This window comes from Streptomyces sp. H27-D2 (assembly GCF_035828615.1).
GTDB lineage: Bacteria > Actinomycetota > Actinomycetes > Streptomycetales > Streptomycetaceae > Streptomyces.
Genome location: NZ_JAYMZR010000081.1, coordinates 1 through 26,208, shown reverse-complemented (window position 1 = coordinate 26,208; position 26,208 = coordinate 1). Strand labels below are relative to the sequence as shown.

Sequence of the window (26,208 nt, the reverse complement as noted above, 5' to 3'; positions counted from 1 at the left end):
CGCCGGCCGTCGACAGGCGGCGCCGGCCTGCGGCTGCTGTGCGACCGGGCCGAGCGAGTCCTGATGTGGGGCCGCACAAAGGCACGGGCCGCCGGCCGGCTGGCACAGCTGGGGCTGACCGGCCGGGTCGGCATACGGGCGCTGTCGGACGGGGCCCTCGCCGCCGAAGTCCGGCCCGGCGACATCGTGGTCTCCATGCTGCCCGCCACCGAACACGCGGGGCTGCTGCGGCTGTGCGTGGAGCACGGTGCCCACTTCGCCTGTTCGAGCTATGTCTCGGAGCCGATCCGGGAGCAGGCCGCCGATGCCGCGCGGAAGGGCGTCGTCGTGCTGACCGAAGCCGGGCTCGACCCCGGCATCGACCACCTCCTGGCGCACGGGCTGATCGAGCGCGCCCGGACCGCCGTCGGCGATCAGGCCGAGTCGGTCGAGTTCACTTCGTACTGCGGCGGCCTGCCGGCCGATCCCAACGACTTCCGCTACCGCTTCAGTTGGGCCCCCTACGGGGTGCTCGCCGCCCTCAACTCGCCCTCGCGGTACATCGACCAGGGCGTGGAACGCACCTCTACGCACCCCTGGGAGGCCACCCGACCGCACCACCTCGGCGGCGAGGAGTTCGAGGTCTACCCCAACCGCGACAGCGTGCCCTTCGTCGCCCAGTACCGGGTGCCGGCCGGCTGGCATCTGACGTCCTTCGTCCGGGGCACGCTGCGCAACGCGGGCTGGCTCAAGGCCTGGGAGCCGGTCTTCGAGACCGTACGGACCGGTGACGAGTCCCAAGTACACATGCTGGCCGACGAGTTGGCCAAGCGCTACCCGACGACCGACGCCGACCGCGACCGGGTCGTCCTCTCCGTCGCGCTGGACGTCCGCCGCGCCGACGGAACGGGCTGGCACGGCTCGTACCTGCTGGACCTGACCGGCGACGGGACGGAGAGCGCGATGGCCCGCTGCGTGTCCCTGCCGCTCGGCTACGGCATCACCCGCATCCTGGACGGCGCGCTGCCGACGGGCCTCAACCGCGCGGCGGAGAGCGCCGAAGAGGTCGGCCGCTGGCTGCGGTTCCTGGGCGACAACGGGGTGGAACCCGAGTTCCAGGAGACACCCCGCAGCAGCCGTGGAGCATCGGCGTGACCACCTCGACGGAACGCGCCCTTTCAGCGGAGCCGCCCCTCGACGGCGCGCGCCCCCGCCCCCGGCAGGAAGTTGGGAAGCAGTGGAATCCGTAGACGCGGTGGAAGCGTGGCACGAGAAGGCGGTGCCGACCTCCTGCGCCTGCACGCCATCGCCCCGCACCTGAGCACCGACGAGCTGTTACGGGGCGTTTCCCGCGTCCTCGGGGGCAGCGGCAGCCGACTCGGGGCGTGGCGGCCGGGGCGGTACGGCCAGGTGCTTCGGCACGACGGGGTCACGGCCGAGGTGGTCGGCTCATGGGACGGGCCGGAGCTGCGGCTGCGCTGCGGAAGCGATCCGGCGCACGCGTCCCGGGCCGGGGACTTGCTGACCGATATCGCCGCTGCGACCGGAGACGCGCGGCGGGATTCCCGGCCCGCCGCTCGGCCCCCTGCCCGGCACTCGACCGATCACGGCCGGAGTAGGCGCGGCCCGAACGGTCGGGGGCCGGGGGAGAACGGCCCGAGCGAGCACGGCTACCGGGCCTGGCAGGCCATGATGCGGCACTGGTGTATTCCGGAAAGCGCGCTGGCGGAGGTCAGGTCTCCCGGGCGGCTGGGTCCCGTCGACTGGCTGTTTCCGGAGCCGCCGTCGGCGCTGGACTCCATGCCGTCCGACTCGGCCCCCGGCACCCAAGAGGCCGCGCACGCCGAGCCGTTGACCTTCATCTTCGACCATGTCGGGCCGCCGGAGCCGCCGCCCGGGTGGCTGCTCCGGTCCTGGTTCTCCCCGGACGCCGGCACCTTCCACTGCTCGGTGCAGCCGGCCCCGTCGGGCCGCCTTCGCGTGCGGACGCCGCATTCCGCGGACCGTGAACGGGCGGCGGCGTTCCTGTCGGCCTGGCGGACGCTGACCGTCGAACTGGCCGCCCGGCCCGGCCTGCCGCTGTCCGCTCTGAGCGTACCGCCTCGCGTCTTCGTCCTCGCGCGGCGGCCCTTGGCGTAGGCGCGTGAGAGCGCTCTCAGGTGGTGGCTGGAGCGTGTCGCGTCAGCCGTCATTCGTCAAGGCTTGAACGCGGAACAGCTCCGCCATTGCAGTGAACTGCCTTTGTTGCGCGGCGTATTGACACGATGTTTCAGGAGTCTTACGTTCCCCTCAGTGTGAGAGCGCTCTCAGTTCTTCTTCCCACAAGACTCCGAGGTGCCGCACATGCCAATCCACCGCCGCAGACCGGCCGCAGCATTCATGCTCGCGGCAGCCCTGGCCGCCATCGGCCTCGGACCGGCCGCGTCCCCCGCCGCGGCAGCTACCGTTCCGGTGGGGTCGGGCAGTTACTCCGACACCCGCCCGGCCGGCACGGCCGGACCGCAGAACCAGGAGGGCGCCCCGGTCGCCCCGAAAGTCACCGCGGCCGCCGCCGACAAGCCGTTGCCCACCAACGACTGGTGGTCCTCGCTCGCCTTCCAGCGCTACGCCGGCAACCCGTACTCCGAGGCGATGTACGGACACCCCCTCACGTACAAGGCCGTGTCCGGCGGCCTGGAGGTGGGCTACCCGACCACCCCCGCCGTCGTCGGCAACGGCCGCCAGTACGAGTACGCGCACAAGCGGGACCTCACCCTGGGTCTCGCGGGGCTCAACTCACCTGACGCCAAAGCCGATTCCTGGTCGGACTGGACGGTCACGCCGTACTGGTCCGACGGCTCGCGCACGCTGCGCACCACCATCGGCCACGGGTCGCCCTTCGTATACGCACAGGGGACCGGCGGCGCGGCGCGGATCAGCACCGCGAGCGCGCCCGCCGTCTTCGCGGACGACGGCAATGTCCTCGGCGTCACCGTCGGGGGCCACCACTACGCCCTGTTCGCTCCCTCCGGCAGCGACTGGTCGGTCAGCGGCGACACGATCAGCGCGGGGCTCGGGGCCAAGGACTACTTCTCGATCGCCGTCCTGCCGTCCACCGACGCCCTCGCTGCCTACCGCAAGTACGCCTACACCTTCGTCACCGGCTCCAAGGTGACCTGGAGGTCCACCGGCGGCTCCGTCAGCGCCACCTACGCCGTGACGACGGTGGCCAAGGAGGGCAGCGGCTCCGGCACGCTCCAGGCCCTCTACCGGCATCAGTGGCTGCACAGTTCCGACCCGCTCACCCCGTACACCTACGTCTCGCCGCGCGGCGCCATGAAGGTCCGTGAGGGCTCCTCCTTCACCACCACCCAGAAGACGAGCGGAGTCCTCCCGGCGCTGCCCAAATCCGACGGCGTCGACAAGGCCCGGCTCAAGGCCTACGTCGACGAGGCCGCCAACGCCGCGGACCCCTTCTCCGGCGCGCGCGACACCTACTGGACCGGCAAAGCCCTCGGCCGACTCGCACAACTAGTTCCGATCGCAGAGCAGTTGGGCGAGAACGCCACACGCGACAAGCTGATCGGACTGATCAAGGGCCGACTCCAGGAGTGGTTCACGGCCGGCGGCGACTCGGAGTTCTCGTACGACAGGAACTGGAAGACGCTGACCGGCTACCCCGCCTCGTACGGCAGCGACACCGAACTGAACGACCATCACTTCCACTACAGCTACTACGTCTACGCGGCTGCCGTCGTGGCCCAGTACGACCCGGCCTGGGCCGCCGACTCCGCGTGGGGCGGCATGGTGAAGACCCTGGTCAAGGACGCCGCCAATCCGAGCAGGACCGACTCCTCCTTCCCCTTCCTGCGCGGCTTCGACGTGTACGCGGGCCACAGCTGGGCCTCGGGCCACCAGGGCTTCGCCGCGGGCAACAACCAGGAGTCCTCGTCCGAGTCGGTCAACCTGAGCGCGGGCCTGGTCCTGTGGGGCTCCGCGACCGGTGACGACTCCCTGCGCGACCTGGGCTCCTACCTCCTCGCGACCGAATCGGAGGCCATCGCGCAGTACTGGTTCGACGTCGACGAGCAGGTCTTCCCGGCCGGCTTCGGGCATGACACGGCGGGCATGGTGTGGGGGAGCGGCGTCGCCTACAGCACCTGGTGGACCGCCAACCCGGAGGAGATCCACGGCATCAACGTCCTCCCGGTGACCGGTGGTTCGCTGCACCTGGCGCGCGAGAAGGCCGCGATCCGGCGCAATCTCGCGGAGCTCGAACGCGAGAACGGCGGCCCGGCCGTCGAATGGCGCGACATCCTCTGGGAATTCCAGGCCCTCGCCGACCCGGACAAGGCCAAAACGGCCTGGGACGCCGGAAGTTCCGGATACACCCCGGAAGAGGGCGAGTCCAAGGCGCACACCTACCACTGGATCGGCACGCTGGCCGCACTCGGCGCCCCCGACGCCTCGGTGACCGCCGACCTGCCGACCGCCGCGGCCTTCACCAAGGGCGCCAAGCGCACCTACGCGGCCCACAACTACACAACGTCCGCGCGGACCGTCACCTTCTCCGACGGCGGCAAGCTGACCGTCCCGCCCCGCTCCACCGCGACCAGCGACGGCACGGGCGGCGATCCCGACCCCGGCCCCGACCCGGAGCCGCCGACGGGCGACACCTTCCAGCTACGCACCGGCGGCAAGCTCACCACGGCCACCGACGGGACAGCCGGCAGTGACACCCTCGCCTCGGCGGGCGGCGCGACCCACGACGGCACCCCGCACGAGGCGCGGACCTACGAGGCCCGGCAGCTGACCGGAACGCTGAAGCCGGGCGCGGAGACCGCGTTCCGGCTCCAGGTCGACGCGGGCACGACGGTCGGGCTCGGGCAGCAGGCCCGCGTCAGCTACGACCTCACCGGCGACGGCACGTTCGACCGGGTGGAGACGTTCCGGTATTTCGCCACCGACCCGGTGACGGGCTGGGAGGAGTACACGCGGGCGCGTGGCGTGCGGTCGGCGACGGGTGCGCTCGGTGACCTCAAGGGCGGCACGGTTCGTCTGGAGGTGTGGAGCACGATCGGGAACGGTCCGTCGCAGCTTCAGGTGGGGAGCGACCGGTCGGTGCTGGTGATTCCTTTCGTTTAGCGGCGTGACCGCTCGCGCTGTCCTCAAACGCCGGACGGGCTGGATGCGCGAGCGGGAGCGGCGAACGTGGGCGTCGGGCCCGACCAGCTTGTTCCTGGCACGTACCGTGCCCCTTCACTCCGACGACACCCCCCCTTCCCTTCTGCTCGGTCCTCTTGGAACACTCTGCTGACTCCTGTTCCCCACATCCCAAGAGGTCCCCACACTTATGCCAGAACTCAATCGGCGTCGCTTCCTCCAGATCGCCGGCGCGACCGCGGGATTCGCCGCCCTGTCGAGCAGCGTCGAGCGCGCCGCGGCCATCCCCGCCAGCCGCCGCTCCGGCACCATCGACGACGTCGAGCACATCGTTGTGCTGATGCAGGAGAATCGTTCGTTCGATCACTACTTCGGCTCGCTGAAGGGCGTCCGCGGATTCGGCGACCCGCGCCCGGTGACGCTGCCCAGCGGCAAGTCGGTCTGGCACCAGTCGGACGGCGTCAAGGACGTGCTGCCCTACCACCCGGACGCCGAGAACCTCGGTATGCAGTTCATCGAGGGGCTCAATCACGACTGGGCGGGCGGCCATCAGGCCTGGAACCATGGCAAGTACGACAAATGGGTCCCTGCGAAGTCGGCGGGGACGATGGCGTACCTGACGCGCGAGGACATCCCGTTCCACTACGGGCTCGCGGACAAGTTCACCGTGTGCGACGCTTACCACTGCTCGATGATCGGGGCCACCGACCCCAACCGTTACTACATGTGGTCGGGGCACACCGGCAATGACGGCAAGGGCGGCGGGCCCGTCCTGGGCAACGACGAGGCCGGGTACGACTGGACGACCTACCCCGAGCGGCTGGAGCAGGCCGGGGTGTCCTGGAAGATCTACCAGGACACCGGCGACGGCCTGAACGCGGCCGGCAAGTGGGGCTGGATCGAGGACGCGTACCGCGGCAACTACGGCGACAACTCGCTCCTCTACTTCAACAAGTACCGCAACGCCAAGCCCGGCGACCCGCTCCACGACAAGGCGCGCACCGGCACCGACGCGAAGAACGGCGACGGCTTCTTCGACATCCTGCGCGCCGACGTGAAGGCCGACAAGCTCCCGAAGATCTCCTACATCGCAGCCCCCGAGGCCTTCTCCGAGCACCCCAACTGGCCCGCGAACTACGGAGCCTGGTACATCTCCCAGGTACTGGACGCGCTGACCTCCAACCCCGAGGTGTGGAGCAAGACGGCCCTGTTCATCACCTACGACGAGAACGACGGCTACTTCGACCACGTCACCCCGCCCTACCCGCCGGCCTCGGCCGCCGAGGGCGCCTCCACCGTGGACACCAAGCTCGACCAGTTCCCGGGCGACGCCCGCTACGCCGCCGGCCCCTACGGCCTCGGCCAGCGCGTCCCGATGCTCGTCGTCTCACCCTGGAGCACCGGCGGCTACGTCTGCTCGGAGGTCCTCGACCACACCTCCATCATCCGGTTCATGGAGCGCCGCTTCGGCGTGCGCGAGCCGAACATCTCGCCGTGGCGACGCGCCATCTGCGGTGACCTCACCTCGGCCTTCGACTTCGGCCTCAAGAACACCGAGCCCGGCCGCCTCCCGGACACCGACGCGTACGAGCCGCCGGACCGTGAGCGGCACCCCAGTTACGTGCCGAAGGCGCCGGCCACCGCCGTGCTGCCCAAGCAGGAAGCCGGATCGCGGCCCACCCGCCCGCTGTCGTACGCGCCGCTGGCGGACGGCGTGGCGACGCCCTCGACCGGGCGCTTCACGCTCACCTTCAGCGGGGGCCCGGCGGCGGGCGCCTGCTTCTCCGTGACCTCCGCGAACCGTACGGACGGCCCGTGGACGTACACGGCCGAAGCCGGCAAGAAGCTCTCGGACACCTGGAACACGTCCTATTCGAAGGACGCGTACGACCTGTCGGTGTTCGGCCCGAACGGCTTCCTGCGCACCTTCAAGGGCCCCGGCGCCACCGCGGGCCCCGAGGTGAGCGCCCGGCACGTCGCCGGCAGCGGTCAGGTCGAGCTGACCATGACCAACGCGGGCAGCTCCAGCTGCCGCCTCACGGTCACCAACGCGTACGGCGGCAAGAGCACGGCTCACACCGTGCCCGTCGGCGGACGCGTGGTGCGGTCGGTGGACCTGAGCGCGGGCAAGCGCTGGTACGACCTGTCCGTGGTGTCCGACAAGGACGGCACGTTCCTGCGCCGCTTCGCGGGCCACGTCGAGAACGGCAAGCCGGGCGTGAGCGACCCGGCGATCATCACCGGCTGACCGGCTGACCGGCTGACCGGTAGCCGGTAGCCGAGAAGGGGGGTCGCCCGCGCGTGTTCGCGGGCGGCCCCCTTCCCCGTTCTGGGCCAACGCCCGTTCGGTGGTGGGTTCCTGTCGGGTTCGTCCGCGTGGCAGGGGTGAGCTTTTTTACGCCGGAATGATTCTTGTCAAAGAGCAAGTGTTGGCTCTACCCTCGTTTCGGTCGCGACGGGCGGCCCCATGGGCCGAGGTGTCCGTGGCGAGAGGAGACCGATTGTCATGGGGACAGGCCCCGAGTCGCTGCTCGCTGCGAACGGCAATCCTCCGGTGGCCCCCGTACCTCAACGGCCACCCGGCCTGTGGCGCCCGCCGCCCCGCGGCTCCTTCGATCCGGTCTCCGCCGGCATGCCGCGGGCCGGGGAGCGGCCCGCCGTACTGCTGATCGAGGACGATCCGGGAGACGCGCTGCTGGTCGAGGAACTGGTCGCGGACAGCGGCGTGGCGATGGACCTGCGCTGGGTCAGGACGCTCGCGGAGGCGATCGACGAACTGCGCGGCGCCGTGCCGCAGTGCGTCCTGCTCGATCTGCATCTGCCCGACGCCCAGGGGCTCGACGCGCTGGGGCGCGTGCTGCGGTACACCGGGGACGCCGCGGTGATCGTCCTGACCGGGCTCGCGGAGGAGGACGGGGCGCTGGCCGCGGTCGCTGCCGGAGCCCAGGACTACCTGGTGAAGGGGCGGTTCGAGGCGGATCTGTTCGCGCGCGCGATCCGCTACGCGGTGCAGCGCAAGCACACCGAGCAGGCGGCCTCGGCGCTGCGCACGAGTCAGCTGCGCGCCCAGGAGAACGCCCGGCTGGAGCGCGGCCTGCTGCCGACCCCGCTGCTGCTCGACGCCACCGTCCAGGTCTGCGCCCGCTACCAGCCCGGCCGCACGCAGGCGCTGCTGGGCGGCGACTTCTACGACGTCGTCCAGACGCCCGACGGCACCACGCACGCCGTCGTCGGCGATGTGTCCGGCCACGGACCCGACGAGGCGGCGCTCGGCGTGTGCCTACGCGTCGCCTGGCGGTCCTTCGTGCTGGCAGGCTCCCGCGGCAAGGAACTCCTGGGGCTCATGGAGCAGATTCTGGTGGCGGAGCGCTCCGGGCCCGCGATCTTCGCGACGCTCACCTGCCTGACGCGCGCGGCCGGCGCCGACCACGCGAACGTCATGCGGGCCGGGCACCCCGGACTGCTGGTGCGCTCGCCCCGCACCGGGGTACGGCTGGAGGAAGTGCCCAAAGGGCCCGCGCTGGGCCTGCTGCCCGGCGCCGCGAGCTGGCCCGTCACCCCGCTGCGGGTGCCCGAGGGCGGGGCGCTGCTGCTGTTCACCGACGGGCTGATCGAGGGACGCGTCGGCGAAGGGCCGGCCCGGCTCGGTGAGCGAGGGCTCCTCGACATCGCCCGCCGGCACGCCGGACAGAGCGCCGACAGCTTCGTCGACGGGCTGATCCGCTGCGCTGAGAACCTCGCCGCCGACGGCGGCGGTCTGGCCGACGACATCGCCGTCCTTCACCTTGAATGGAGCAGCCCCGCGTGACCCCCGAACCCCCCGCGACCCCGGCAGCCGCGTCGCCCCGCCGGCGGCGCGTGAGCGTCCAGTCGTGGTTCCTGGGCGCGCTCGCCGTGATGGGCGTCCTGACCCTGGCCGCGGCCGCTGTGGGAACGACCGTGCTGGCGCGTACCACCCAGGCGTCGAACCGGCTGGTCGACGAGATAGCCCCGGCCCGCGCCGAAGCCTTCCGGTTGCAGGCGGCGCTGCTGGACCAGGAGACCGGAGTCCGCGGCTACCTGCTGACCGGCGACCGGGCCCTGCTCGCGCCGTACACGCGCGGCCTCAAGGCCGAGCGGCAGGCCCGGAGCGGACTGAGCGCACTGATGCGCGACAACGAGCGGTTGCTCGGCGATCTCCGCTCGATCGGCGCGGCCGTCCACACCTGGCGCAGTGACTTCGCGGGCCCCGCCGTCGCCGCCGGAGGGGCGGGGCGGAGCACCGTTTCCGTCGAGCGGGGAAAACAGGACTTCGACCGCATCCGGGTGCTGCTCTCCGCCCAGAACGACCATCTCGAACAGGCCCGCGAGGACGCGCGCGCCGCCCTCGAACACGTTCGCGCCCAACGGAACCAGGTGTTCCTCGCCATCCTGGCCACTTTCCTGTTCAGCGGCGTGGCCCTCGCGATCCTTCTGCACTTCACCGTGGCCCGTCCGCTCACCGCGCTGCGCGCCGCCGCCCACCGCGTCGCCGACGGGTCCTTCGACCATCACATCCCCGAACACGGGCCGGCCGATCTCCAGGCCGTGGCCCAGGCGGTCGAGGCCATGCGGGTACGGGTGGTCGCCGCCCTCGTCACCTCCCGGCGCAATGAGGCCACCCTGACCCAGCAGACCGCCGACCTGGACGCCCAGGCCGGCGAGCTGCGCCGGTCCAACGCCGAACTCGAACAGTTCGCCTACGTCGCCTCCCACGACCTGCAAGAACCGCTGCGCAAGGTCGCGTCCTTCTGCCAGTTGCTGGAGAAGCGCTACGGGGACCGGCTCGACGAACGCGGCACGCGCTACATCGCCTTCGCGGTCGACGGCGCCAAGCGCATGCAGGTCCTGATCAACGACCTGCTCACCTTCTCCCGTGTCGGCCGGATCGACGACACCGAGCAGACCGTGGCGCTCGACGAGGTGCTGGACCGCGCGCTGCGCAATGTGGCCACCGCCGCCGAGGAGTCCGGCACGCGCGTGGACCGGCCCGGAACACTCCCGCGGGTGCTGGGCGATCCCACGCTGCTGACGATGCTGTGGCAGAACCTCATCGGCAACGCGATCAAGTTCCGCCACCCGGACCGTGCGCCGCATGTCCGGGTCACCGCCGAGCACGACCGCGACGACGCCGTGTGGAACTTCGCGGTGACGGACAACGGCATCGGCATCCCGCCCGAGTTCGCCGACAAGGTCTTCGTCATCTTCCAGCGGCTGCACGCCCGCGACGCCTATGAGGGGACCGGCATCGGCCTGTCCCTCTGCAAGAAGATCGTGGAGCACAGCGGCGGCCGGATCCGGATCGACGCCGAGCACACCGACGGCGCGCGCCTGCTCTTCAGCCTCCCCGCGATCGCTGAGCCCGCCACCGCGGACGAGCAGGCGGCAGCCATGGAAGGAACCACCGTATGACCACCGTCCCGACGCCCGAGCCCGTCGAAGTCCTGCTCGTGGAGGACGACGCCGGCGACGAGCTCATGACCCGGGAAGCCTTTGAGGACAACAAGATCGGCAACACCCTGCACGTCGTGCGCGACGGCATGGAGGCGCTCGACTTCCTCTACCGCCGGGGGCAGCACGCCGACGCGGTGAGCCCCGACCTGATCCTCCTCGACCTGAACCTCCCCAAGTACGACGGCCGCCAGGTGCTGGATCGGATCAAGTCCGACCCCGACCTCAAGCACATCCCGGTCGTGGTGCTGACGACGTCCGCGGCCGAGGAGGACATCCTGCGCAGCTACAAACTGCACGCCAACGCCTATGTGACCAAGCCGGTGGACTTCCACCAGTTCATCGCGGCCGTCCGGCAGATCGACGACTTCTTCGTCACCGTCGTCAAGCTGCCCAGGCGCTGAGCCGGGGTAGCCCGGACGGAGCACTGGTCAGGAGGCCGGAGCACTGGTCAGCCGGACGGAGCACTGGTCAAGAGGTCGGCTCGGCGACCAGCGCCGTCGTCTCCATGGGGAGGTCGCGGGTCCGCGCGAGCCGCAGGCCGGACCGGGCGAAGAGCGAGCGGTAGTCGTCGAGGGTGCGCTGCCGCCCGCCGTTCATGACCAGCAGGTGCAGGTCCCAGAGCGCCGCCAGTACGGTCGAGCCGTCGTCCGCCGTGACGCGTTCGAGCACCACCAGCCGGGCGGCGGGGATGTCGGCCATCGCCCGCCGGATGTTGCCGAGCAGTTGTACGCACGCGTCGTCGTCCCAGTCGCCCAGCACCCGGGAGAGCAGGTAGACGTCGCCGCCGGCGGGGACGGACGCGAAGATGTCCCGCGCCACCAGCTCGACGCGGTCGAGGCCGACGGCGGCGGCGAGTTGTTCGCGGGCGATGGGCACCATGTGGTCGAGGTCGACCAGTGTGCCGCGGGCGTCCGGGGTGGCCCGCAGTACGGAGGCGAGCAGTTGGCCGCTGCCGCCGCCGACGTCCACCACCATCGGGCCGCCGGAGAAGTCGAGTGCCTCGGGAACATGGTCGAAGACGAAATTGCTCGCCTGCATCGCGCGCTGGAATCGCGCGGCCGCTTCCTCGTCCTTGCTGAGATAGGTGATGAGCGACTGGCCGTAGGCCTGCTCGAATCCGGGAATTCCCGTGGCGACGGCGGTCTGGGCGTGGCCCCACGCTGTGTAGAATTCCTCGCCGTAGAGCAGGCACATATCGCGCAGCGAGCCGGGCCGGCCGGACAGCAGTGTGGAACTCAGGGCCGTATTGCGGTAACCCGTCCGCTCGTCGCCCTCGAATACCGCGAGTGAGACCAGCAGCCGCATCAGCCGGTGCACGACGTCCTCGCTCACGCCGGTCCGCTCCGCCAGCGCCCGGCTGCTGACCTGCCCGGACTCGATGTGGTCCGGCAGCCCCAGCTTGACGGCGGTGTAGACGGCCTGCGTCCGCCACGCGCCGGTGATGAGGTCCACGACCTCTCGTGACGCCTGCATGTCGACCATTATTACGAACCCCCTCGGAGGGAAAAGGAAGATACTCCGGAATCAGCCGGAAAGCGTGCTGGTTGGAATGCGTGCTAGGCGTGAATCGTGCTAGGTGGGAATCCAGTCCCGCTTGATGCCGGGCGTCTCGATGCCCAGGGCGCGCATGTGCTCGATGGGGTTCGTGTATTCCCTGGTCTCCTCGATCCGTCCGTCGTCGAGTACGAAGGAGTGGATGAAGTGATTGCGGTAGATCCCTTCCGGATAGCCGGGGAAGAGGATCTTGCCTTCTCCGTCGCACTCCACCCAGAAGCGGTTGGGGTCCTGGGTGTCGTAGATCTCGACCCCGATCCAGAGCCAGTCGGGGAGCACCTTCAGCGACAGCACCCCGTGCGCCTTGAGCTTCTCGCGCCCCCGCACGACGATCGGTTGGCCGATGTCGGTGTAGAAGAGCGCGCCGCTGCCGTCCTCGGTGAACAGGGTGTAGCGCTCCAGCCGGGCCTGGCCGCCGGTGCGCATGTACTTCTCGACTGTGGCGCGGTTGAGCCGCCGGAGCGCGTCGTCCCGCTCGGTCTGCTGTGCCTGTGCGGTGTCGTCAGCCATGGGGAACCTCGCAAATCGGTGAAAGGGGGAGCAAGAAGGGGGAGAGCGAGAAGGGAGAGCGCTACGGCTGGAGGCGGGAGGCGGTCCAGCCGTCGCCGGTGCGGTCGTAGCGCAGCCTCTGGTGCAGCCGGTCGGGGCGCGCGTACCAGAACTCCACTGCGGACGGAATGAGTTGATAGCCGACGAACCCGGCGGGGCGGGGCAGCGGGCCGCCGGCGTCGGTCAGCCGCCGGGCTTCCTCGCGCAGCGCCTCGACCTCCGCGAGGCCGTCGAGCGGGGAGCTCTGCCGGGAGGCGACCGACATCGGGTGCGCGGCGAGGGGCCGGGCCGCCCAGAGGGCCTCGGACCGCTCCTCGGAGAGCCGTTCGACCGGGCCGCTGAGGATGACCTGCTGGCTGGTCTCACGCCAGTACAGCAGCCCCGAAGCCCACGCCGTGGCCGCCAGCTCCCGTCCCTTGCGGCTGTCGGCGTGGCTGGTGAAGACCAGCCCCTCGGGCGTCACCGAGTTCACCACGACGATGCGGTTCGAGGCGCGGCCCCGGGCGTCGGCGGTGGCCAGCGCCAGCGCGGCCGGCTCCCGTACCCCCTGGTCGCGCGCGTTGGCGAACCAGTCGCGGAAGAGGGCGATCGGATCCGCCGCGGGATGCTCGTACTCGGGAAAGACGAAGTCGAGGGAACCGGTGAGGGACTCCGACTTGATTGCGCTCATCTACGCCTCCGGCATTCGTTCGCTGTCCGCTGCGTTCCGGGGGCCACGGCCTTGCGGCTGCCGCGCTCCGGGCCCACGGCCTTGCGGATGCGTAACTCCCTTACCTGATAGGGGAGTTCGGGTATCTCACACATAGATCGTGCCGCGCGCCATGATGACGCCGTCGCCGCCGACCTCGACGTCGTCGACCAGGTCCCCCGACCCCTCGGCGAGGGCCCGCATGGTCGAGGGGCGGCCCATCTCGACGCCCTGGAGGATCTCGATCGCCTGCCCGTACTCCGCGAGGCCGTGCCGCGCGAGATGGATCGCGAGCGGGCCGGCGGCCGAGCCCGTCGCCGCGTCCTCGACCACGCCGTACGCGGGCGAGAACATCCGGCTCCGCCAGCGGGCGCCGGAGCCCGCGAAGCAGTTGGCGGCCATATCGGGGAACTTCGCCAGCGCGCGGTGGTCGGGGTCGACCGCCGAGAGCGCCGCGACGCTCTCGAAGCCGACGAAGACGTGCCGCGGCCCGTTGCGGTAGATCTCCACCGGGAGGGTGGAGGACCGTACGCCCAGCGCGGCCAGCAACTCGTCCGCGTACTCGTACGGTTCCCAGGCGGGGATCGGCTGCCGCATCCGGGCGGCCACCACCAGGCCGTCCCGGCGGTCGAGTTCGAAGGGGATGACGCCCATGGCCGTCTCCAGCCGCAGTCGGTCCTTCTTCGCACTCTCGCCGAGCGCGATGGCCGTGCCCAGCAACGGATGCCCGGCGAAAGGCAGTTCGTTGACCGGGGTGAAGATGCGGATGCGGGCGTCGCAGCCCTCCCGCGCGGGCAGGACGAAGGTGCTTTCGGAGAGGTTCATCTCCCGGGCGATGCGCTGCATGCGCTCGGCGGTGAGGTCGGCGCTGTCGAGGAAGACGGCCACCGGGTTGCCTTCCAGCGGCTTGTCCGCGAAGGCGTCCACGACGACGTACGAGTGCATCTGGCTCTCCATCCAGTGGTGTTCACGGTTCACGTTTCACGACGTGCGGGGTGTGCGGGACCTGCCGATGTTCCGAGTGGCCCGGTTCATACGCCGAGCACCTCCCTCATGACCCTCCCGACGATCCGCGGGCCGTCCTGAGTGAGCACCGACTCGGCGTGGAACTGCATCGAGGCGAAGTGCGGGCCGCGCAGCGCGTGCACCTCGCCCGTCCGCTCGTCCCGGCTCACCTCCACCACGCCCACGCCGTCGACCTCGGTCTTCTCCTCCTGGCTGCGGGCGGCGAAGGTGTTGTAGAAGCCGACCCGCTCGCGGGCTCCGAAGAGATCGATCTCCTTCTGCACGCCCTGGTTGGGGACGTCCCTGCGGGCCAGTTCGAAGCCGAGCTGGAGGCTGAGCACCTGGTGGCTCAGGCAGACCGCGATGAACGGCCGCCGTTCCGCCAGCAGCCTGCGCACCGCCGAGCTCAGATGGTCGATCTTGGGGTGCGCCGTCTCGCGCGGGTCGCCGGGGCCTGGCCCCAGCACGACGAGGTCGTAGCTTTCGAACGCGTACGCCTCGTCGAACCGGCGCACCGTCACCGACAGTCCCAGCGAACGGAGTTGATGGTCGATCATTGAGGTGAAGGTGTCCTCGGCGTCGACGACCAGCACCCGGAGGCCGGCCATCCCGGGCCGCTGCGGCTCGCGCTCCCCGGACCGCTGGAGCCAGAAGTCCGCGATGCCCGTGTTGCGAAGCTCCAGCGCGGCGAGCACCCGGGGGTGGGTGCTGAAGCGCGCGGGCCCGCCCGACTCCAGCGCCGCGAGCAGGCCGGCCGCCTTGGCGCGGGTCTCGGCGACCTCGGAGGCCGGGTCGGAGTGGCGTACCAGAGTGGCGCCGACGCCGATCCGCACCCGGCCGCCGCCGTCGATGTCGGCGGTGCGGATGAGGATCGCGGAGTCGAGAGTGCGGCCGCCGCGTTCGTCGCGCCCGATGAGGGCGGCGATCCCGCTGTAGTAGCCGCGGCCCTGCGGCTCGTAGCGGTCGATGACCCGGCAGGCGCTCTCCAGCGGACTGCCGGTGACGGTGGGCGCGAACAGGGTCTCGTGCAGGATCTCGCGCACATCGCGGGTGCTGCGCCCCTCGATGAAGTACTCGGTGTGCGCGAGCCGGGCCATCTCCTTGAGGTACGGGCCGACGACCCGGCCGCCCGTCTCGCAGATCCGGGCCATCATCTTGAGTTCTTCGTCCACCACCATGTACAACTCGTCGGCCTCCTTGCGGTCGGCGAGGAAGTCCATCACCTCGGGCAGCGTGGGTCCGGTCGGCGGGTAGCGGTAGGTGCCGCTGATGGGGTTCATGACGGCGGTGCCGTCGTGCAGGCTGATGTGCCGCTCGGGGCTCGCGCCGACGAAGGTGCGGGTGCCGGTGTGGATGATGAACGTCCAGTACGCGCCGGACTCGCGCTCCAGCAGACGGCGGAAGAAGGCCAGCGCGCTGTGCGGCCCGTAGTCGCTGATGTCGGCGACGAAGGAGCGCTTGATGACGAAGTTGGCGCCCTCGCCCTCGCCGATCACGTCCTTGATGACCTTGCGGACGGTGTCCGCGTACGCCTCGTCGTCCACGTCGAAGTGCCCGCCCGTGAGCACGGTCGGCACCTCCGGCAGCCGGGGGAGCGCCTCGGCGACGGCGGCCTTCTGCTGGCGGTCCACCGTCATCGCGATCAGCGGCGAGCCGTCGTCGGCGCAGCTGAAGCCGCGCTCGGCGATCTGCCGGTAGGGGATGACGACGAGCACTTCGTGCCGCGGCTCGCCCGGGGCGGGGGTCGCCGGGTCCTCGGCGCGTGGGGTGTCGGCGAGCGGGATGTCGGCGAGAGTGCCGGGCAGCGACACCTCGCCGATCAGCACGTCCAGTACGTCCTGGCCGCCGGGGCGGGCCGCTTCGGGGCGGTGCAGGACGGCGAAGGCCGGCGGACACGACCCCAGCACGCGGCCGAGCAGGTCGTCGGCGGGGCCGGCCCCCGCCGACGCGCCGGTGGCGGTTCCGGCGGGGCTCGCCGGGGCGCCGGTCACGGGAGGATCTCCTTGGCGGTGACGACCATGGCGCAGCGCTCCGCCGCGTAGCCGAGAGCCAGCCGGTGGTACCCCTCGGAGAAGTCGGCGACGGCGTCGGCGACCAGGAAGGGCTGGATGTCGTGGGTGAACGCCTCGACCGCCGTCATCAGCACGCCGACGTGCGCGTACACCCCGCACACGATCAGCTGGTCGCGACCGCTCTGCCGCATCCGCTCCAGCAACTGGGAGCGGAAGAACGCGCTGTAGCGCCACTTGGTGAACACCCAGTCGCCCGCGGCGGGGGCCAGTTCGTCGATCACCTCGCGGTCGGCGGGGGAGGTCCGCATGCCGGGCCCCCAGAAGTCCTTGAGCAGGCCGCGGTCCGCCTCGCTCATGCCGCCGGGCTGCGCGGTGTAGGCGACCGGGACGCCGAGCGCCGTGCAACGCTCGCGCAACAGAGCCGCGTTGCGTACGAGTTCGTCGCGCACGGCGGACGGGAAGGGCTGGACGAAGTACCGCTGCATGTCGTGCACGAGGAGCACCGCGCGGTCCGCATCGACGGTCCACCGGGCGGTGTTGGCGGGCAGATCGCCCGCTGTCGGAAGGGGGTAGGGCTCGATAGTCGGGATGCCGGCCATGGCCTTCTTCTCCTGGTTCTGTCGCTTCGCTCGGTCCGGGGCCGGAGCCCTGTCCGGGGCCGAGGCCCTGGGTGCCGGACCGCTCGGGTACGGAGCGGTGGGGGCGGCGGAGCGGTGGGGTACGGGCCGTTGGGGTACGCGAGCTCGGGGGCGGTGGACCCGCTCGGGTCACCGGCTCCAGGCCGACACGACGGAGACGGCCTGCCACGGGTTGAGGCGCGGGTCGCAGAAGCTCGTGTAGCGGTCCCCGACCCGGTCGAGCGCGGACGGGTCGGAGGCGCACTCGGTGACGTCGTCCGGGGTGGTCTCCAGATGCAGTCCGCCCGCGACGCCGCCCGAGGCGGTGACGGCCTGCTGGAAGGTCCTGACCTCCCGCGAGACGGTGGACACCAGGCGGGTCTTGTGTCCGTCGGGGGCTGTCACGGTGTTGCCGTGCATGGGGTCGCTCAGCCAGCAGACCGGGTGGCCCGCGGCCCGTATCGCGTCGACGAGCGGGGGCAGCCGGTCGGCGACGTTGTCGGCGCCCATCCGGGCGATGAGGGTGAGCCGGCCGGGCTCGCGCCAGGGGTCGAGCCGCTCGCACAGGGCGAGCAGCTCCGCCGGGGTCATGCTGGGGCCGACCTTGCAGGCGATCGGGTTGACGACCTCGGCGAGCAGAGCGACATGGGCGCCCTCCAACTGGCGGGTGCGCTCGCCGATCCAGGGCCAGTGGGTGGAGGCGAGCAGCAGCCGTCCCTGCTCGTCCCGGCGCAGCATGGGGATCTCGTAGTCGAGCAGCAGCGCCTCGTGGCTGGTCCAGATGGGCGGCTCGATGGTCGGGCGGCCGTTCTGGCCCCGCCAGCCCAGGTTCTCCATGATGTCGCCGGCCGCCATGTAGCCGGTCAGCAGCCGCAGCGGGTCGGGCCGCCGGCCCTCCGGGTCGGGCTCCGGGGAGTTGACCATATGGCCCCGGAACACCGGGAGTTCGACGCCGTCGATCTGCTCGGTGGGCTTGGACCGGGGCTTGGCGAACTGGCCGGCGACGCGGCCGACGCGCACCACCGGTTTGTGGGTGACCATCTTGAGCGAGCCGGCCAGCAGGTCGAGCACGGCGGTCTTGCGCCCGACATGCCCGCTGGTGCACTCGTCAGGGTCCTCGGCGCAGTCGCCGGACTGCACGACGTGGGCCTCTCCAGCGGCGACCCGGGCGAGGAGGGAGCGCAGGGCGCGGACATCATCGGCCCTGACGAGTGGGGGGCGGGACGCCAGGGCTTCCCGTACGCGCTGAACCTGTGCTGCGTCGCTCCATTCGGGCTGTTGCAGAGCCTCACGGAGCCGAAAATCGGGCAATACGTTGTCCACTGCTCTCTCCCGTCCGGAGAATCCCGCCTAGGTGGGTATTCCTTCTCGCTTGATCTCCGGCACCGGGATGCCCAGTGCGCGCAGTTGCTCGAAGGGGTTCATGAATTCGCGGTTCTGCCTGATCTTGCCGTTCTCCAGCAGGAACGAGTGGAGAAAGTGATTGCGGTAATAGCCCTCGGGGTATCCGGGGAAGAAGATCTTTCCTTCGCCGTCGCATTCGACCCAGAACTGGTTCGGGTTCTGCGTCTCGAACACCTGGATATTGATCCATTCCCAGTCCGGGAAGCACTTCAGTGACCACACCGCGTGCTCCGCGAGCCGGTCCCGGCCGTTGATGACGATGGGGGCGCCGGTGTCGGTGGTCCACAGGCCGCCGCTGCCGTCCTCGGTGAACAGGGTGTGCCGTCGCAGGCGGTCCTGGCCCTTGGTGTTCATGTACGTCTCGACCGTGGCCCGGTTGAGCCGGCGGAGTCCGGCGTCGCCGTCGAACCCCGGGCCGTCAGTGGATTCAGGCATGGCTGTTCCTCCAGAGGTGATGGGGGTGAACGTCTCTGCGGCTGCGGATGGCATGCCGGTCGGCGGGGGTGGCCGGTTGGAAGGGGGGCGGCGAGCTGCGCCCCGGCTCTGGGCAGATCCTGACCCACGGCTACCGCGCCCGCCAATGCCCTTCGCGTTACTCCGTCAAGTGGCGTGACGATCCATCAAGTCGGGGGGTTTTCCCGCGAATATGGAGTTGACATACGCGCAAACGGTGGGGCCCACCTCCGTGAACTGCACTGTAGTTTCACTTCACGTGCTCTTCGCAGGACCGTGCACGGTCCTGCGAAGACCCGGAGAAGAGGTGCTTCCCACGATGGCGGAACGGGGCATGACACCGGCGCCGGACCCGCTGCGGCAGCTCATCAACGAAGGGGTCTCGCCCTGGCTGGAGGGAGTCGACCGGAGCGTCCTGGTCTCCGGCCGGCTGGCCTGGCTGGTGCGGTACGCGGGCATCAGGGGAGTCGTCTGCGAGCCGGGCCCGGCCGCCGCCATCGCTATCGCCGAAGGCGACGCCCGCCGGGGGCGGTCGGGCCGGCTCGCGGGGCGCGGAGTCCCGCTGGAGCGGGCCGTACGGGAGCTCGTCGTCGACGACGTCCGGCTGGCGTGCGACGCGCTGCGCGGGGTGCACGAGGCCACCCGCGGACACGACGGGCACGTCTCGATGGCCCTGGACCCCGGCCTGCTGCACGACGCCCCGTCGGCCGCCGGCTATGCGCGCGAACTCGTCCGGGCCGTGGACCGGCCCAATGTGCTCGTCCGGATTCCGGCCGTCGGCCAGGGACTCGCGGCGATCCGGGACTGCCTCGCGCAGGGCATCGGCGTGCACGCCTGCGGGATCTGCTCCGCCCAGCAGTACGACGCGGTGCTGCGGGCCCATATGGACGGCCTGGAGCTGGCAGGGAAAGCCGGCCTGCGGCTGTCCTCGATCGCCTGCGTCGCCTCGATGGCCGTGCAGCCCATCGACGCCGAAGTCGACCGGTTACTGGTCGAGTCGGGAACCGCGGCGGCCCGGCCGCTGCTCGGCGAGGCGGCCCGCGCCAGCGCTCGCCTGGTGTACCGGCTGCTGGACGAGCGGCTCGGCAGCAGCCGCTGGCGGGCGCTGTCCCGGGCCGGCGGTCGGCCGCAGCGGCTGATGTGGACCACCGCGCCGGTGCCTTCGGCCTCCTCGGATGCGTCGGAGGCCCTCGGGCTCTCGGCGGTCCGGTACCTGGAGCGGCTCGTCGGCTGGAACACCGTCATCGCCCTGACGCCCGCCGCGCTCGCCGCCGTGCACCGCTGCGAACCGCGCGGGGACACCCTGCTGGGCACGCACCGCGGCGCCCAGTCCGTGCTGGACGGCCTCGATCTGCTCGGCATCCCGTACGACACGGTCGCCCGCAGACTCGCCGCCGAGTGCCTCGACCGGCTGAGCGCCGCCTGGCGCGGGCTGCGGGCCGCGGTGGCGGAGTCGGTCGAGAGGGCGGGGGAGCCGGCTGCGGTGGCGGCGGAGTCGGTCGAACGGGCTGGGGACCCGATGTGACGCTCGGCCCCGGCCCCGGCCCCGGCCCCGGCCCCGGCCCCGGCGCCCCAGCTCCGGTCTCCCGCCGCTCCTCCCGCCTCGCCCACCCCCGTCTGCCCCGTCCGTCCTCACCGCGCCAAGGCGTCCGGGCACCCGTGCGGCAGCCGCGCGCCGGTGAGGGCCGTGAAGGGGGCCGATTTGACGACCGTCTCCGCGTACTCGTCGTCCGGGTCGGACAGCGCGATGATCGCCCCGCCGACTCCGTAGCGCACCAGCCCACGCGTCAGCACGGCGGTGCGGATCACCACGCTCAGGTCGGCCGCGCCCGTCAGCGAGAAGTAGCCGACGGCCCCGGAGTAGATCCCGCGCGGCCCCTCCTCCAGCCGGTCGATGATCCGCATCGTGCGGATCTTCGGGGCCCCGGTCATCGAGCCGGGCGGGAACGCGGCCCGTACGCAGTCCACCGCGGAACTGTCCCGGCGCAGCTTCGCGCGGACCGTGCTGACGAGTTGATGCGCTTTCGCGTACGTCTCGACCCGGAGGATGTCGTCCGCCTCGACGGAGCCGACCTCCGCGCACCGGCCGAGGTCGTGCCGGACCAGGTCCACGATCATCAGGTTCTCGGCGCGGTCCTTCTCGCTGGTCTTCAGCTCGGCCGCCAACTCCCGGTCCTCCAGCGGGGTGGCGCCCCGCGAGCGCGTCCCCTTGATCGGCTCGGACGACACCCAGCCGTCCCGGCCGACCTTGAGGAACCGTTCGGGGGAGGTGCCCAGCACGGACACCGGCCCGAAGCCGAGCAGCACGCCGTACGGGGCGGGGTTCGCGCGGCGCAGCACCCGGTAGGCGTCCCACGGGTCGAGGCCGCCCGGGGCTTCGATCATGTTGGTGAGGCAGACCTCGTAGGTCTCACCGGCGGCTATCTCCTCCTGGCACTGCGCGATGAGCTTGAGGTAGCGCTCCGGTGTGTGCCGCAGGCTCGGCTCACCGGCCGGCTCCGGCCGCCGCGGCGGGACGGCGTCCGGTGCGTAGCCGGCCGCGGCGAGCCGCTGGGCGGCGTCGTCGAGCCAGCCGCGGGCGGCCTCCTGCGAGGGCTCGGCTGCCCGCGGCTGGCGCCCGGCTGCCCACCGGGGCGTCTCGGGGGTGTCCTCGGTCAGCGTGAGGAGGTAGCTGACGCCGGTCAGATGGTCCAGCACCAGGGCCCGGTCGCCGAAGACCATGACGGCGTCCGGCTCCCGGGAGCGGTGGGCCGGGTCGCCGCCGCTCTGGGCCTTCAGCTCGTAGCCCAGATAGCCGACCCAGCCCAGCGCGAAGTCGAAAGGCAGCTCGGGGACTTCGGTCTCGATCGCGCGCAGGTCCCGGTCGAGCCAGGTCAGGAACTCGCCCGTGACGACTTCGGTGGCCGCCGCGGACCGTACCGTCACCGTGCTGCTCCACACGTCCGCGGTGGCCACCCTGGACAGTGGGCCGGACGCGTTCCCCATGATGGAGAAGCGCCCCGCCCGATCGTCCGGCCGGCTGCTGTCCAGCCAGTAGGCGTGCTCGCCGCCGCGGAACAGTCCGTCGAAGGCCGCCTCGTCGGTCCAGCGGGTGGGCAGGGACCTGGCCAGCACGCGCAGTCGCCGTGCGGGCGGCTGCTGAGCGCGCTGTACGGGCGCGGCGGGGGCCGCGGCCACCCGGCGTGCTCGGCTCCCGCGCTGACTGCTGCCGCGCTGAGCGCTCCCGCGCCGCCCGCTGTCGCCCCGCCCTGTCCCGCGCCGCCCGGCCGAGTCGCTCAGCCGGCTCAGGTCGCGGAAGTTGGCCAGCAGTTCCCTGCCGTAGCTGCTGCCGATGGACTCGGGGTGGAACTGCACGCCCCACAGCGGCCGTTCGCGGTGCCGGAGCGCCATGAGGATTCCGTCCCGCGTCCAGGCGGTCGGCTCCAGGGCCGGCGGCAGCCGGTCGACGGCCAGCGAGTGATAGCGCACGACGTCGAAGGGCGAGGGAATTCCCGCGAACAATCCGGTCCGTGTATGCAGCACTTGGGAGGTGCGCCCGTGGTACGGCTCGGGGGCCCGCGCCACTCGTCCGCCATTCAACAATGCCAGGCCCTGATGGCCCAGGCACACGCCGAGCGTCGGCAGTCCGCCGCACTCCACCACTTCGCGGCAGATTCCGAAATCGGCCGCGCGGCCCGGAGTTCCCGGACCGGGGGAAAGGACCACATTGTCGAAGGCGGCCAGGTGGCCGATCCGCCAGGTGGGGTCGTCGTTCACCACGACTTCCGGTTCCCGGCCGTTCACCTCGGCCAGATAATGGAACAGGTTATAAGTGAATGAGTCGTGATTGTCTATCAGTAGCGTGCGCACGGCATTCTCCACTGTTGATCCCTTCCGCCGATGTCCGGGCCGTACCGGTTCCGGATCACCGGGTGGGGGTGGTCGTGACGTTCAGCAGCATGTGCTCGATCTCATGCTCGCCCTCCCGGTCCATGACGCTGCGCAGCAGCCGCAGTCCGCGCCCGCAGGCCGCCGCCTCCCGCCGCAGCCGGGCCTGGTCGCCCCGGCTGCTGAAATGCAGCAGCGCGGAGCCGTTCGGGGTCAGCCGGTCCGGCGCCTCGGCCAGGAAGCGGCGGTGCGCCGCGTAGCCCGGATCGACGTACCCGCGCTCGTGCATGTCGCGGTATTCGTACCGCTCGGGCGCCAGGACGTAGTTGGAGTGCCAGAAGACGGTGTCGAACCGGTCCTGTGCGTCCAGCCCCGCGAACAGGTCACTGAGCACGGTGCGGACCTGCCCGGCGACGCCGTGCCGGGCGGCGTTGGCGGCGGCGTTGCGGACGGCCGAGGGGTTGATGTCGGTGGCGACGACCCGTTCGCAGCCGGCCAGCGCGGCGGACACCGCGATCACCCCGGTGCCGCAGCCGATCTCCAGCAGCGAGCCGGTGCGCGACGGGGCGTCGGGCCCGGAGAGGTCGAGGAGATTCAGCGAAACCGCGGTTGACGGGGAGCTCACCGGAGCGAAAACTTCTGGAAACAGATCCCATTCCCGGCCGTCGAGTGTGAACGCTTTCGGTCGATTCCGGCTCAGCGACGCCTCCCGGCTGCGCTCCAGTGAACTTTGGTAATCCCCGACCTCCGACACCTGCATTCCCCCATAAGCTGCGATACCGGGCCACAGCTCACGCTGGGCCCGCATCAACACTCGGGTACGGGAGCGGAATGCCGGAAGGTGATCTAGTGACACATCGGGCCGCCCGGTGCAGTGGTCCGGCCACCATTGGCGTCGGCGGGGTCCCGGCACACCTCCACTGATCTTGGTTGACGCCGGACACCCGTGATCTATAGCTTCCAGGCGTACGCGGTCCCTCATTTCGGGTGGCTGTGAAACGGGGAGAGGAAGGGATCGTGCCGCGCGGAGGTGGCGAGTCCGAAGCTCTGGCCGTCCTCGAACTGCTGGCGGGGGAAGCTCCGCCCGGCCAGTTCGAGGAACTGGTGGAGCGAGCACGGCGGGACGGCGCCACAGGTCCCGAACTGGACCGCCTGGAGCGGGCCAAACAGCTGGGGCTGAGCATCCACTCCCAGTCCATGCGGCGGCACCAGCGCGAGGCCGGTCTCGCGGCTCTCGTCGACACCGCCCGCGACCTCTCAGGACCGCACGACCTCGACGCCCTGCTGCGGATCATCACCCGGCGGGCCAGGCTGCTGCTCGGGCTCGACATGTCGTATATCGGCTTCCCCGACGAGGAGCCCGGATACGTCCACGTCCGCGCCTCCGACGGCCACACCTCCACCCTCAACATCGGCCTGCGGCACCCCAGCGACACGGGCATGGGCGGCGACGTGCTGGACAGCCCCGCGCCGTTCTGGACCTCCGACTACCTCGCCGACGAGCGCTTCCGGCACAGCCCGCTGATCGACGACGTGGTGCGCGCCGAAGGGCTGCGCACCATCATGGTGGTGCCGCTGAGCCGCGGCACCCGGCCGTTCGGCACCCTCTACGTCGCGGACCGCAACGTCCGGCACTTCACGGCCGACGAGATAGCGCTGATGAGCTCCCTCGGCGATCTGGCCGGCGTGGCCATCGAGAAGGTGCAGCTCCTCGACGACGTCACCTCCCAGGTGACCGCGATCGAACAGCACGCCGCCAGGACCGAGGACGACCTGCGGGACGTCCTCGAACTGCGCGGGATACACACCCGCCTGGTCGGCATGGCCCTCGACGGCAGCGGCCTGCAGGCCCTGGCCGAAGAGGCGAGCGCTCACCTGGGCGGCCCGCTGCGGGTGGACGCCCCCAACGGCAGCACCCTGGCGACGGCCGGCGGCATCCCGGTAGAGCCCGAGGCACTGGCCAAGGGGCGGCGGGACGCGCACGCCGCCCGCGGCCCCGTACCGCTGGGCGGCGGCCTGTGGGCCGCGCCGATCTCGGCGGGCACCGAGGGACTGGGCACCCTCTTCCTGCACGCCGGCCGCGCCTTCGGCGACCGCGACGAGCAGTTACTCCGACTGGCCGCCCAGGCCATGGCGATCCTCCTGCTGCTGGAGAACAACAGGACGGCGATCACCGAGGGCCAAGTACGCGACGAACTCCTCGACGACCTGCTGTTCCGGCCGCAACGCCCGCTCCAGCAACTGGAGAAGCGGGCCCGCCGGCTCGGCCTCGAACTGTACAAACCGCACCTCGTCGTCATCGCCCGGCCCGAAGGCGCCGTACAGGGCAAACCGGGCCTGTGGGCCGCCTCGTACACGAACCGGATGGGCGGGCTCAAGAGCAGACACGACGGCTGCGTCGTCCTGCTGCTGCCGGGCACGGACGCGGGCGCCGCCGCCCGCGCGGTGTCGGCCGAACTCTCGCCGCTGCTCGGCTGCCCGGTCACGGTGAGCGCGGCCGGCCCGGTGAACGACCCCGGCTCGGTGTACGACGGCTACCAGGAGGCGCAGCGCTGCCTCGACGCCATGACGGCGCTGGGTGCGACCGGCCGTTCCGCCTCCGCCCGTGAGCTGGGCTTCCTCGGCGTGCTGCTCTCCGACAACCACGACGTCGAAGGGTTCATCGCCGGCGCGATCGGCCCCGTCGTCGACTACGACCGGCAGCGCTGCACCGAACTGACCCGCACCCTCGAAACGTACTTCGAGGCCGGCGGCAGTCCCACGCACGCGGCCAAGCGGCTGCATGTGCACCCCAACACCGTCGCCCGGCGCCTGGAGCGGATCGGCGAGCTGCTCGGCACCGGCTGGCACAACCCCGAGCGGTCGCTCGAAATCCAGCTCGCGCTGCGGCTGTCCCGGATTCTCGACGGGCTCCGGGGCCGTCAGGCGGCGCCGGAGGGCGAGGAACCGGCCGGTGATCAGGCCGAATGACGCACCGGCCGCTGCCCGGTCCACTGCTGCCGGGCCGCCGGCTGCGCTCCCGCCGGGCCGGAGAGGGCCGCGACCGCGTGGGCCGCTGAGGCGAGCGTCATATGGCGGTGCCAGCCGTTGAAGGACCGGCCCGCGAAGTCCCGGATGCCCACCCGGTCGGCGATCCGCTCGGAGTCCCGGTCGACGCGGTTCAGCAGCGCCGTCAGCCGCAGCAGCGCGGCCGGGTCGGCGTCGGTCATATCGGTGAGCCACACCTCGGAGGGCCAGCGCCGGGCATCGGCGCCCACCCCCAGCAGGAGCAGATCCCCGCATCCTTGCCCGCGCCCGGCCCACGCGTGCCGGCCCGGCGGACTGACCCGGACACCGGCGACCAGACTCGTCCGCGGCGCCGAGCCCGCCGCCGGGTCGCGCCACAGGACCTGCCGCCGCAGCTTCCTGGCGAGGCCCAGCAACTGGTGGGCGGGCAGCGGCTCCGCGCCGCCGTGGCCGGGCAGCG

The 26,208-nt window shown here is 71.3% G+C and carries 19 protein-coding genes and 1 pseudogene; 9 read left to right on the top strand and 11 right to left on the bottom strand.

Annotated features, from left to right (window positions below; translation table 11 throughout):
- Window positions 1–63: 63 nt before the first annotated feature.
- The 7 genes from QMK28_RS25995 to QMK28_RS25965 all read left to right on the top strand — a co-directional run bounded on the left by QMK28_RS25995 (window position 64) and on the right by QMK28_RS25965 (window position 10,994).
- On the top strand, window positions 64–1,134 hold the full coding sequence (locus QMK28_RS25995; protein ID WP_443050824.1) for a saccharopine dehydrogenase family protein: 1,071 nt from the start codon (window positions 64–66) through the stop codon (window positions 1,132–1,134).
- Between the two features lie 108 nt (window positions 1,135–1,242).
- The gene (locus QMK28_RS25990) at window positions 1,243–2,118 is read left to right on the top strand and encodes a hypothetical protein (RefSeq protein WP_326442020.1); all 876 of its coding nucleotides are present in this window, start codon (window positions 1,243–1,245) and stop codon (window positions 2,116–2,118) included.
- 204 nt (window positions 2,119–2,322) lie between these two features.
- Window positions 2,323–5,103 carry a glycosyl hydrolase gene (locus QMK28_RS25985; RefSeq protein WP_326442019.1) on the top strand — a complete coding sequence of 927 codons (2,781 nt, stop codon included), beginning with the start codon at window positions 2,323–2,325 and terminating at the stop codon, window positions 5,101–5,103.
- A 208-nt stretch (window positions 5,104–5,311) separates the two neighbouring features.
- Window positions 5,312–7,369, top strand: coding sequence for a phosphocholine-specific phospholipase C (locus QMK28_RS25980; protein ID WP_326442018.1), 2,058 nt, complete (start codon window positions 5,312–5,314; stop codon window positions 7,367–7,369).
- Window positions 7,370–7,753: 384 nt separating this feature from the next.
- Complete coding sequence (locus QMK28_RS25975) at window positions 7,754–8,929, top strand: PP2C family protein-serine/threonine phosphatase (protein WP_326442028.1); 1,176 nt, start codon at window positions 7,754–7,756, stop codon at window positions 8,927–8,929.
- Window positions 8,930–9,018: 89 nt separating this feature from the next.
- Window positions 9,019–10,551: a sensor histidine kinase gene (locus QMK28_RS25970; protein WP_443050825.1), complete on the top strand. Its 1,533-nt coding sequence runs from the start codon at window positions 9,019–9,021 to the stop codon at window positions 10,549–10,551.
- Window positions 10,548–10,994 carry a response regulator gene (locus QMK28_RS25965; RefSeq protein WP_326442016.1) on the top strand — a complete coding sequence of 149 codons (447 nt, stop codon included), beginning with the start codon at window positions 10,548–10,550 and terminating at the stop codon, window positions 10,992–10,994. Before QMK28_RS25970 ends, QMK28_RS25965 begins: the two co-directional genes overlap by 4 nt.
- Window positions 10,995–11,061: 67 nt before the next feature.
- On the opposite strand, the gene QMK28_RS25960 is transcribed toward QMK28_RS25965, so the two are convergent.
- The 8 genes from QMK28_RS25960 to QMK28_RS25925 form a co-directional block, all read right to left on the bottom strand.
- The gene (locus QMK28_RS25960) at window positions 11,062–12,066 is read right to left on the bottom strand and encodes a methyltransferase (RefSeq protein ID WP_326442015.1); all 1,005 of its coding nucleotides are present in this window, start codon (window positions 12,064–12,066) and stop codon (window positions 11,062–11,064) included.
- A gap of 99 nt (window positions 12,067–12,165) precedes the next feature.
- The gene (locus QMK28_RS25955; RefSeq protein WP_326442014.1) at window positions 12,166–12,657 is read right to left on the bottom strand and encodes a PhzA/PhzB family protein; all 492 of its coding nucleotides are present in this window, start codon (window positions 12,655–12,657) and stop codon (window positions 12,166–12,168) included.
- 61 nt (window positions 12,658–12,718) lie between these two features.
- A complete protein-coding gene (phzG, locus tag QMK28_RS25950) occupies window positions 12,719–13,366 on the bottom strand; it encodes a phenazine biosynthesis FMN-dependent oxidase PhzG (protein ID WP_326442013.1) in 648 nt (215 codons plus the stop codon).
- A gap of 126 nt (window positions 13,367–13,492) precedes the next feature.
- Window positions 13,493–14,362: a PhzF family phenazine biosynthesis protein gene (locus QMK28_RS25945; protein ID WP_326442012.1), complete on the bottom strand. Its 870-nt coding sequence runs from the start codon at window positions 14,360–14,362 to the stop codon at window positions 13,493–13,495.
- A 53-nt stretch (window positions 14,363–14,415) separates the two neighbouring features.
- Complete coding sequence (locus QMK28_RS25940) at window positions 14,416–16,296, bottom strand: anthranilate synthase family protein (protein ID WP_326442027.1); 1,881 nt, start codon at window positions 16,294–16,296, stop codon at window positions 14,416–14,418.
- Between the two features lie 80 nt (window positions 16,297–16,376).
- A complete protein-coding gene (locus tag QMK28_RS25935; RefSeq protein WP_326442011.1) occupies window positions 16,377–17,000 on the bottom strand; it encodes an isochorismatase family protein in 624 nt (207 codons plus the stop codon).
- A gap of 168 nt (window positions 17,001–17,168) precedes the next feature.
- On the bottom strand, window positions 17,169–18,341 hold the full coding sequence (locus QMK28_RS25930; protein WP_326442010.1) for a 3-deoxy-7-phosphoheptulonate synthase: 1,173 nt from the start codon (window positions 18,339–18,341) through the stop codon (window positions 17,169–17,171).
- Between the two features lie 27 nt (window positions 18,342–18,368).
- Window positions 18,369–18,857, bottom strand: a complete 489-nt coding sequence (locus QMK28_RS25925; protein WP_326442009.1) for a PhzA/PhzB family protein — start codon at window positions 18,855–18,857, stop codon at window positions 18,369–18,371.
- Window positions 18,858–19,209: 352 nt separating this feature from the next.
- Between QMK28_RS25925 and QMK28_RS25920 the strand changes: the two genes are divergently transcribed.
- Complete coding sequence (locus QMK28_RS25920; protein WP_326442008.1) at window positions 19,210–20,400, top strand: transaldolase family protein; 1,191 nt, start codon at window positions 19,210–19,212, stop codon at window positions 20,398–20,400.
- A gap of 107 nt (window positions 20,401–20,507) precedes the next feature.
- On the opposite strand, the gene pabB is transcribed toward QMK28_RS25920, so the two are convergent.
- Entirely contained in the window at window positions 20,508–22,724 is a 2,217-nt protein-coding gene (gene pabB, locus QMK28_RS25915; protein WP_326442007.1) for an aminodeoxychorismate synthase component I, read from the bottom strand.
- A 55-nt stretch (window positions 22,725–22,779) separates the two neighbouring features.
- Window positions 22,780–23,367, bottom strand: a complete 588-nt coding sequence (locus QMK28_RS25910; RefSeq protein ID WP_326442006.1) for a 50S ribosomal protein L11 methyltransferase — start codon at window positions 23,365–23,367, stop codon at window positions 22,780–22,782.
- 392 nt (window positions 23,368–23,759) lie between these two features.
- On the opposite strand from QMK28_RS25910, the gene QMK28_RS25905 reads away from it, so the two are divergent.
- Window positions 23,760–25,712 carry a helix-turn-helix domain-containing protein gene (locus tag QMK28_RS25905; protein WP_326442005.1) on the top strand — a complete coding sequence of 651 codons (1,953 nt, stop codon included), beginning with the start codon at window positions 23,760–23,762 and terminating at the stop codon, window positions 25,710–25,712.
- Here QMK28_RS25905 and QMK28_RS25900 read toward each other — a convergent pair.
- Window positions 25,700–26,208, bottom strand: a pseudogene (locus tag QMK28_RS25900) (IS701 family transposase); the annotation flags it as partial. The gene QMK28_RS25905 and the pseudogene QMK28_RS25900 overlap by 13 nt on opposite strands.

Coding starts and splice junctions, on each gene's coding strand:
- QMK28_RS25995 (WP_443050824.1), top strand. CDS start 64: ATGTGGGGCCGCACAAAGGCACGGGCCGCCGGCCGGCTGGCACAGCTG.
- QMK28_RS25985 (WP_326442019.1), top strand. CDS start 2,323: ATGCCAATCCACCGCCGCAGACCGGCCGCAGCATTCATGCTCGCGGCA.
- QMK28_RS25980 (WP_326442018.1), top strand. CDS start 5,312: ATGCCAGAACTCAATCGGCGTCGCTTCCTCCAGATCGCCGGCGCGACC.
- QMK28_RS25975 (WP_326442028.1), top strand. CDS start 7,754: ATGCCGCGGGCCGGGGAGCGGCCCGCCGTACTGCTGATCGAGGACGAT.
- QMK28_RS25970 (WP_443050825.1), top strand. CDS start 9,019: ATGGGCGTCCTGACCCTGGCCGCGGCCGCTGTGGGAACGACCGTGCTG.
- QMK28_RS25965 (WP_326442016.1), top strand. CDS start 10,548: ATGACCACCGTCCCGACGCCCGAGCCCGTCGAAGTCCTGCTCGTGGAG.
- QMK28_RS25960 (WP_326442015.1), bottom strand. CDS start 12,066: ATGCAGGCGTCACGAGAGGTCGTGGACCTCATCACCGGCGCGTGGCGG.
- QMK28_RS25955 (WP_326442014.1), bottom strand. CDS start 12,657: ATGGCTGACGACACCGCACAGGCACAGCAGACCGAGCGGGACGACGCG.
- phzG (WP_326442013.1), bottom strand. CDS start 13,366: ATGAGCGCAATCAAGTCGGAGTCCCTCACCGGTTCCCTCGACTTCGTC.
- QMK28_RS25935 (WP_326442011.1), bottom strand. CDS start 17,000: ATGGCCGGCATCCCGACTATCGAGCCCTACCCCCTTCCGACAGCGGGC.
- QMK28_RS25925 (WP_326442009.1), bottom strand. CDS start 18,857: ATGCCTGAATCCACTGACGGCCCGGGGTTCGACGGCGACGCCGGACTC.
- QMK28_RS25920 (WP_326442008.1), top strand. CDS start 19,210: ATGACACCGGCGCCGGACCCGCTGCGGCAGCTCATCAACGAAGGGGTC.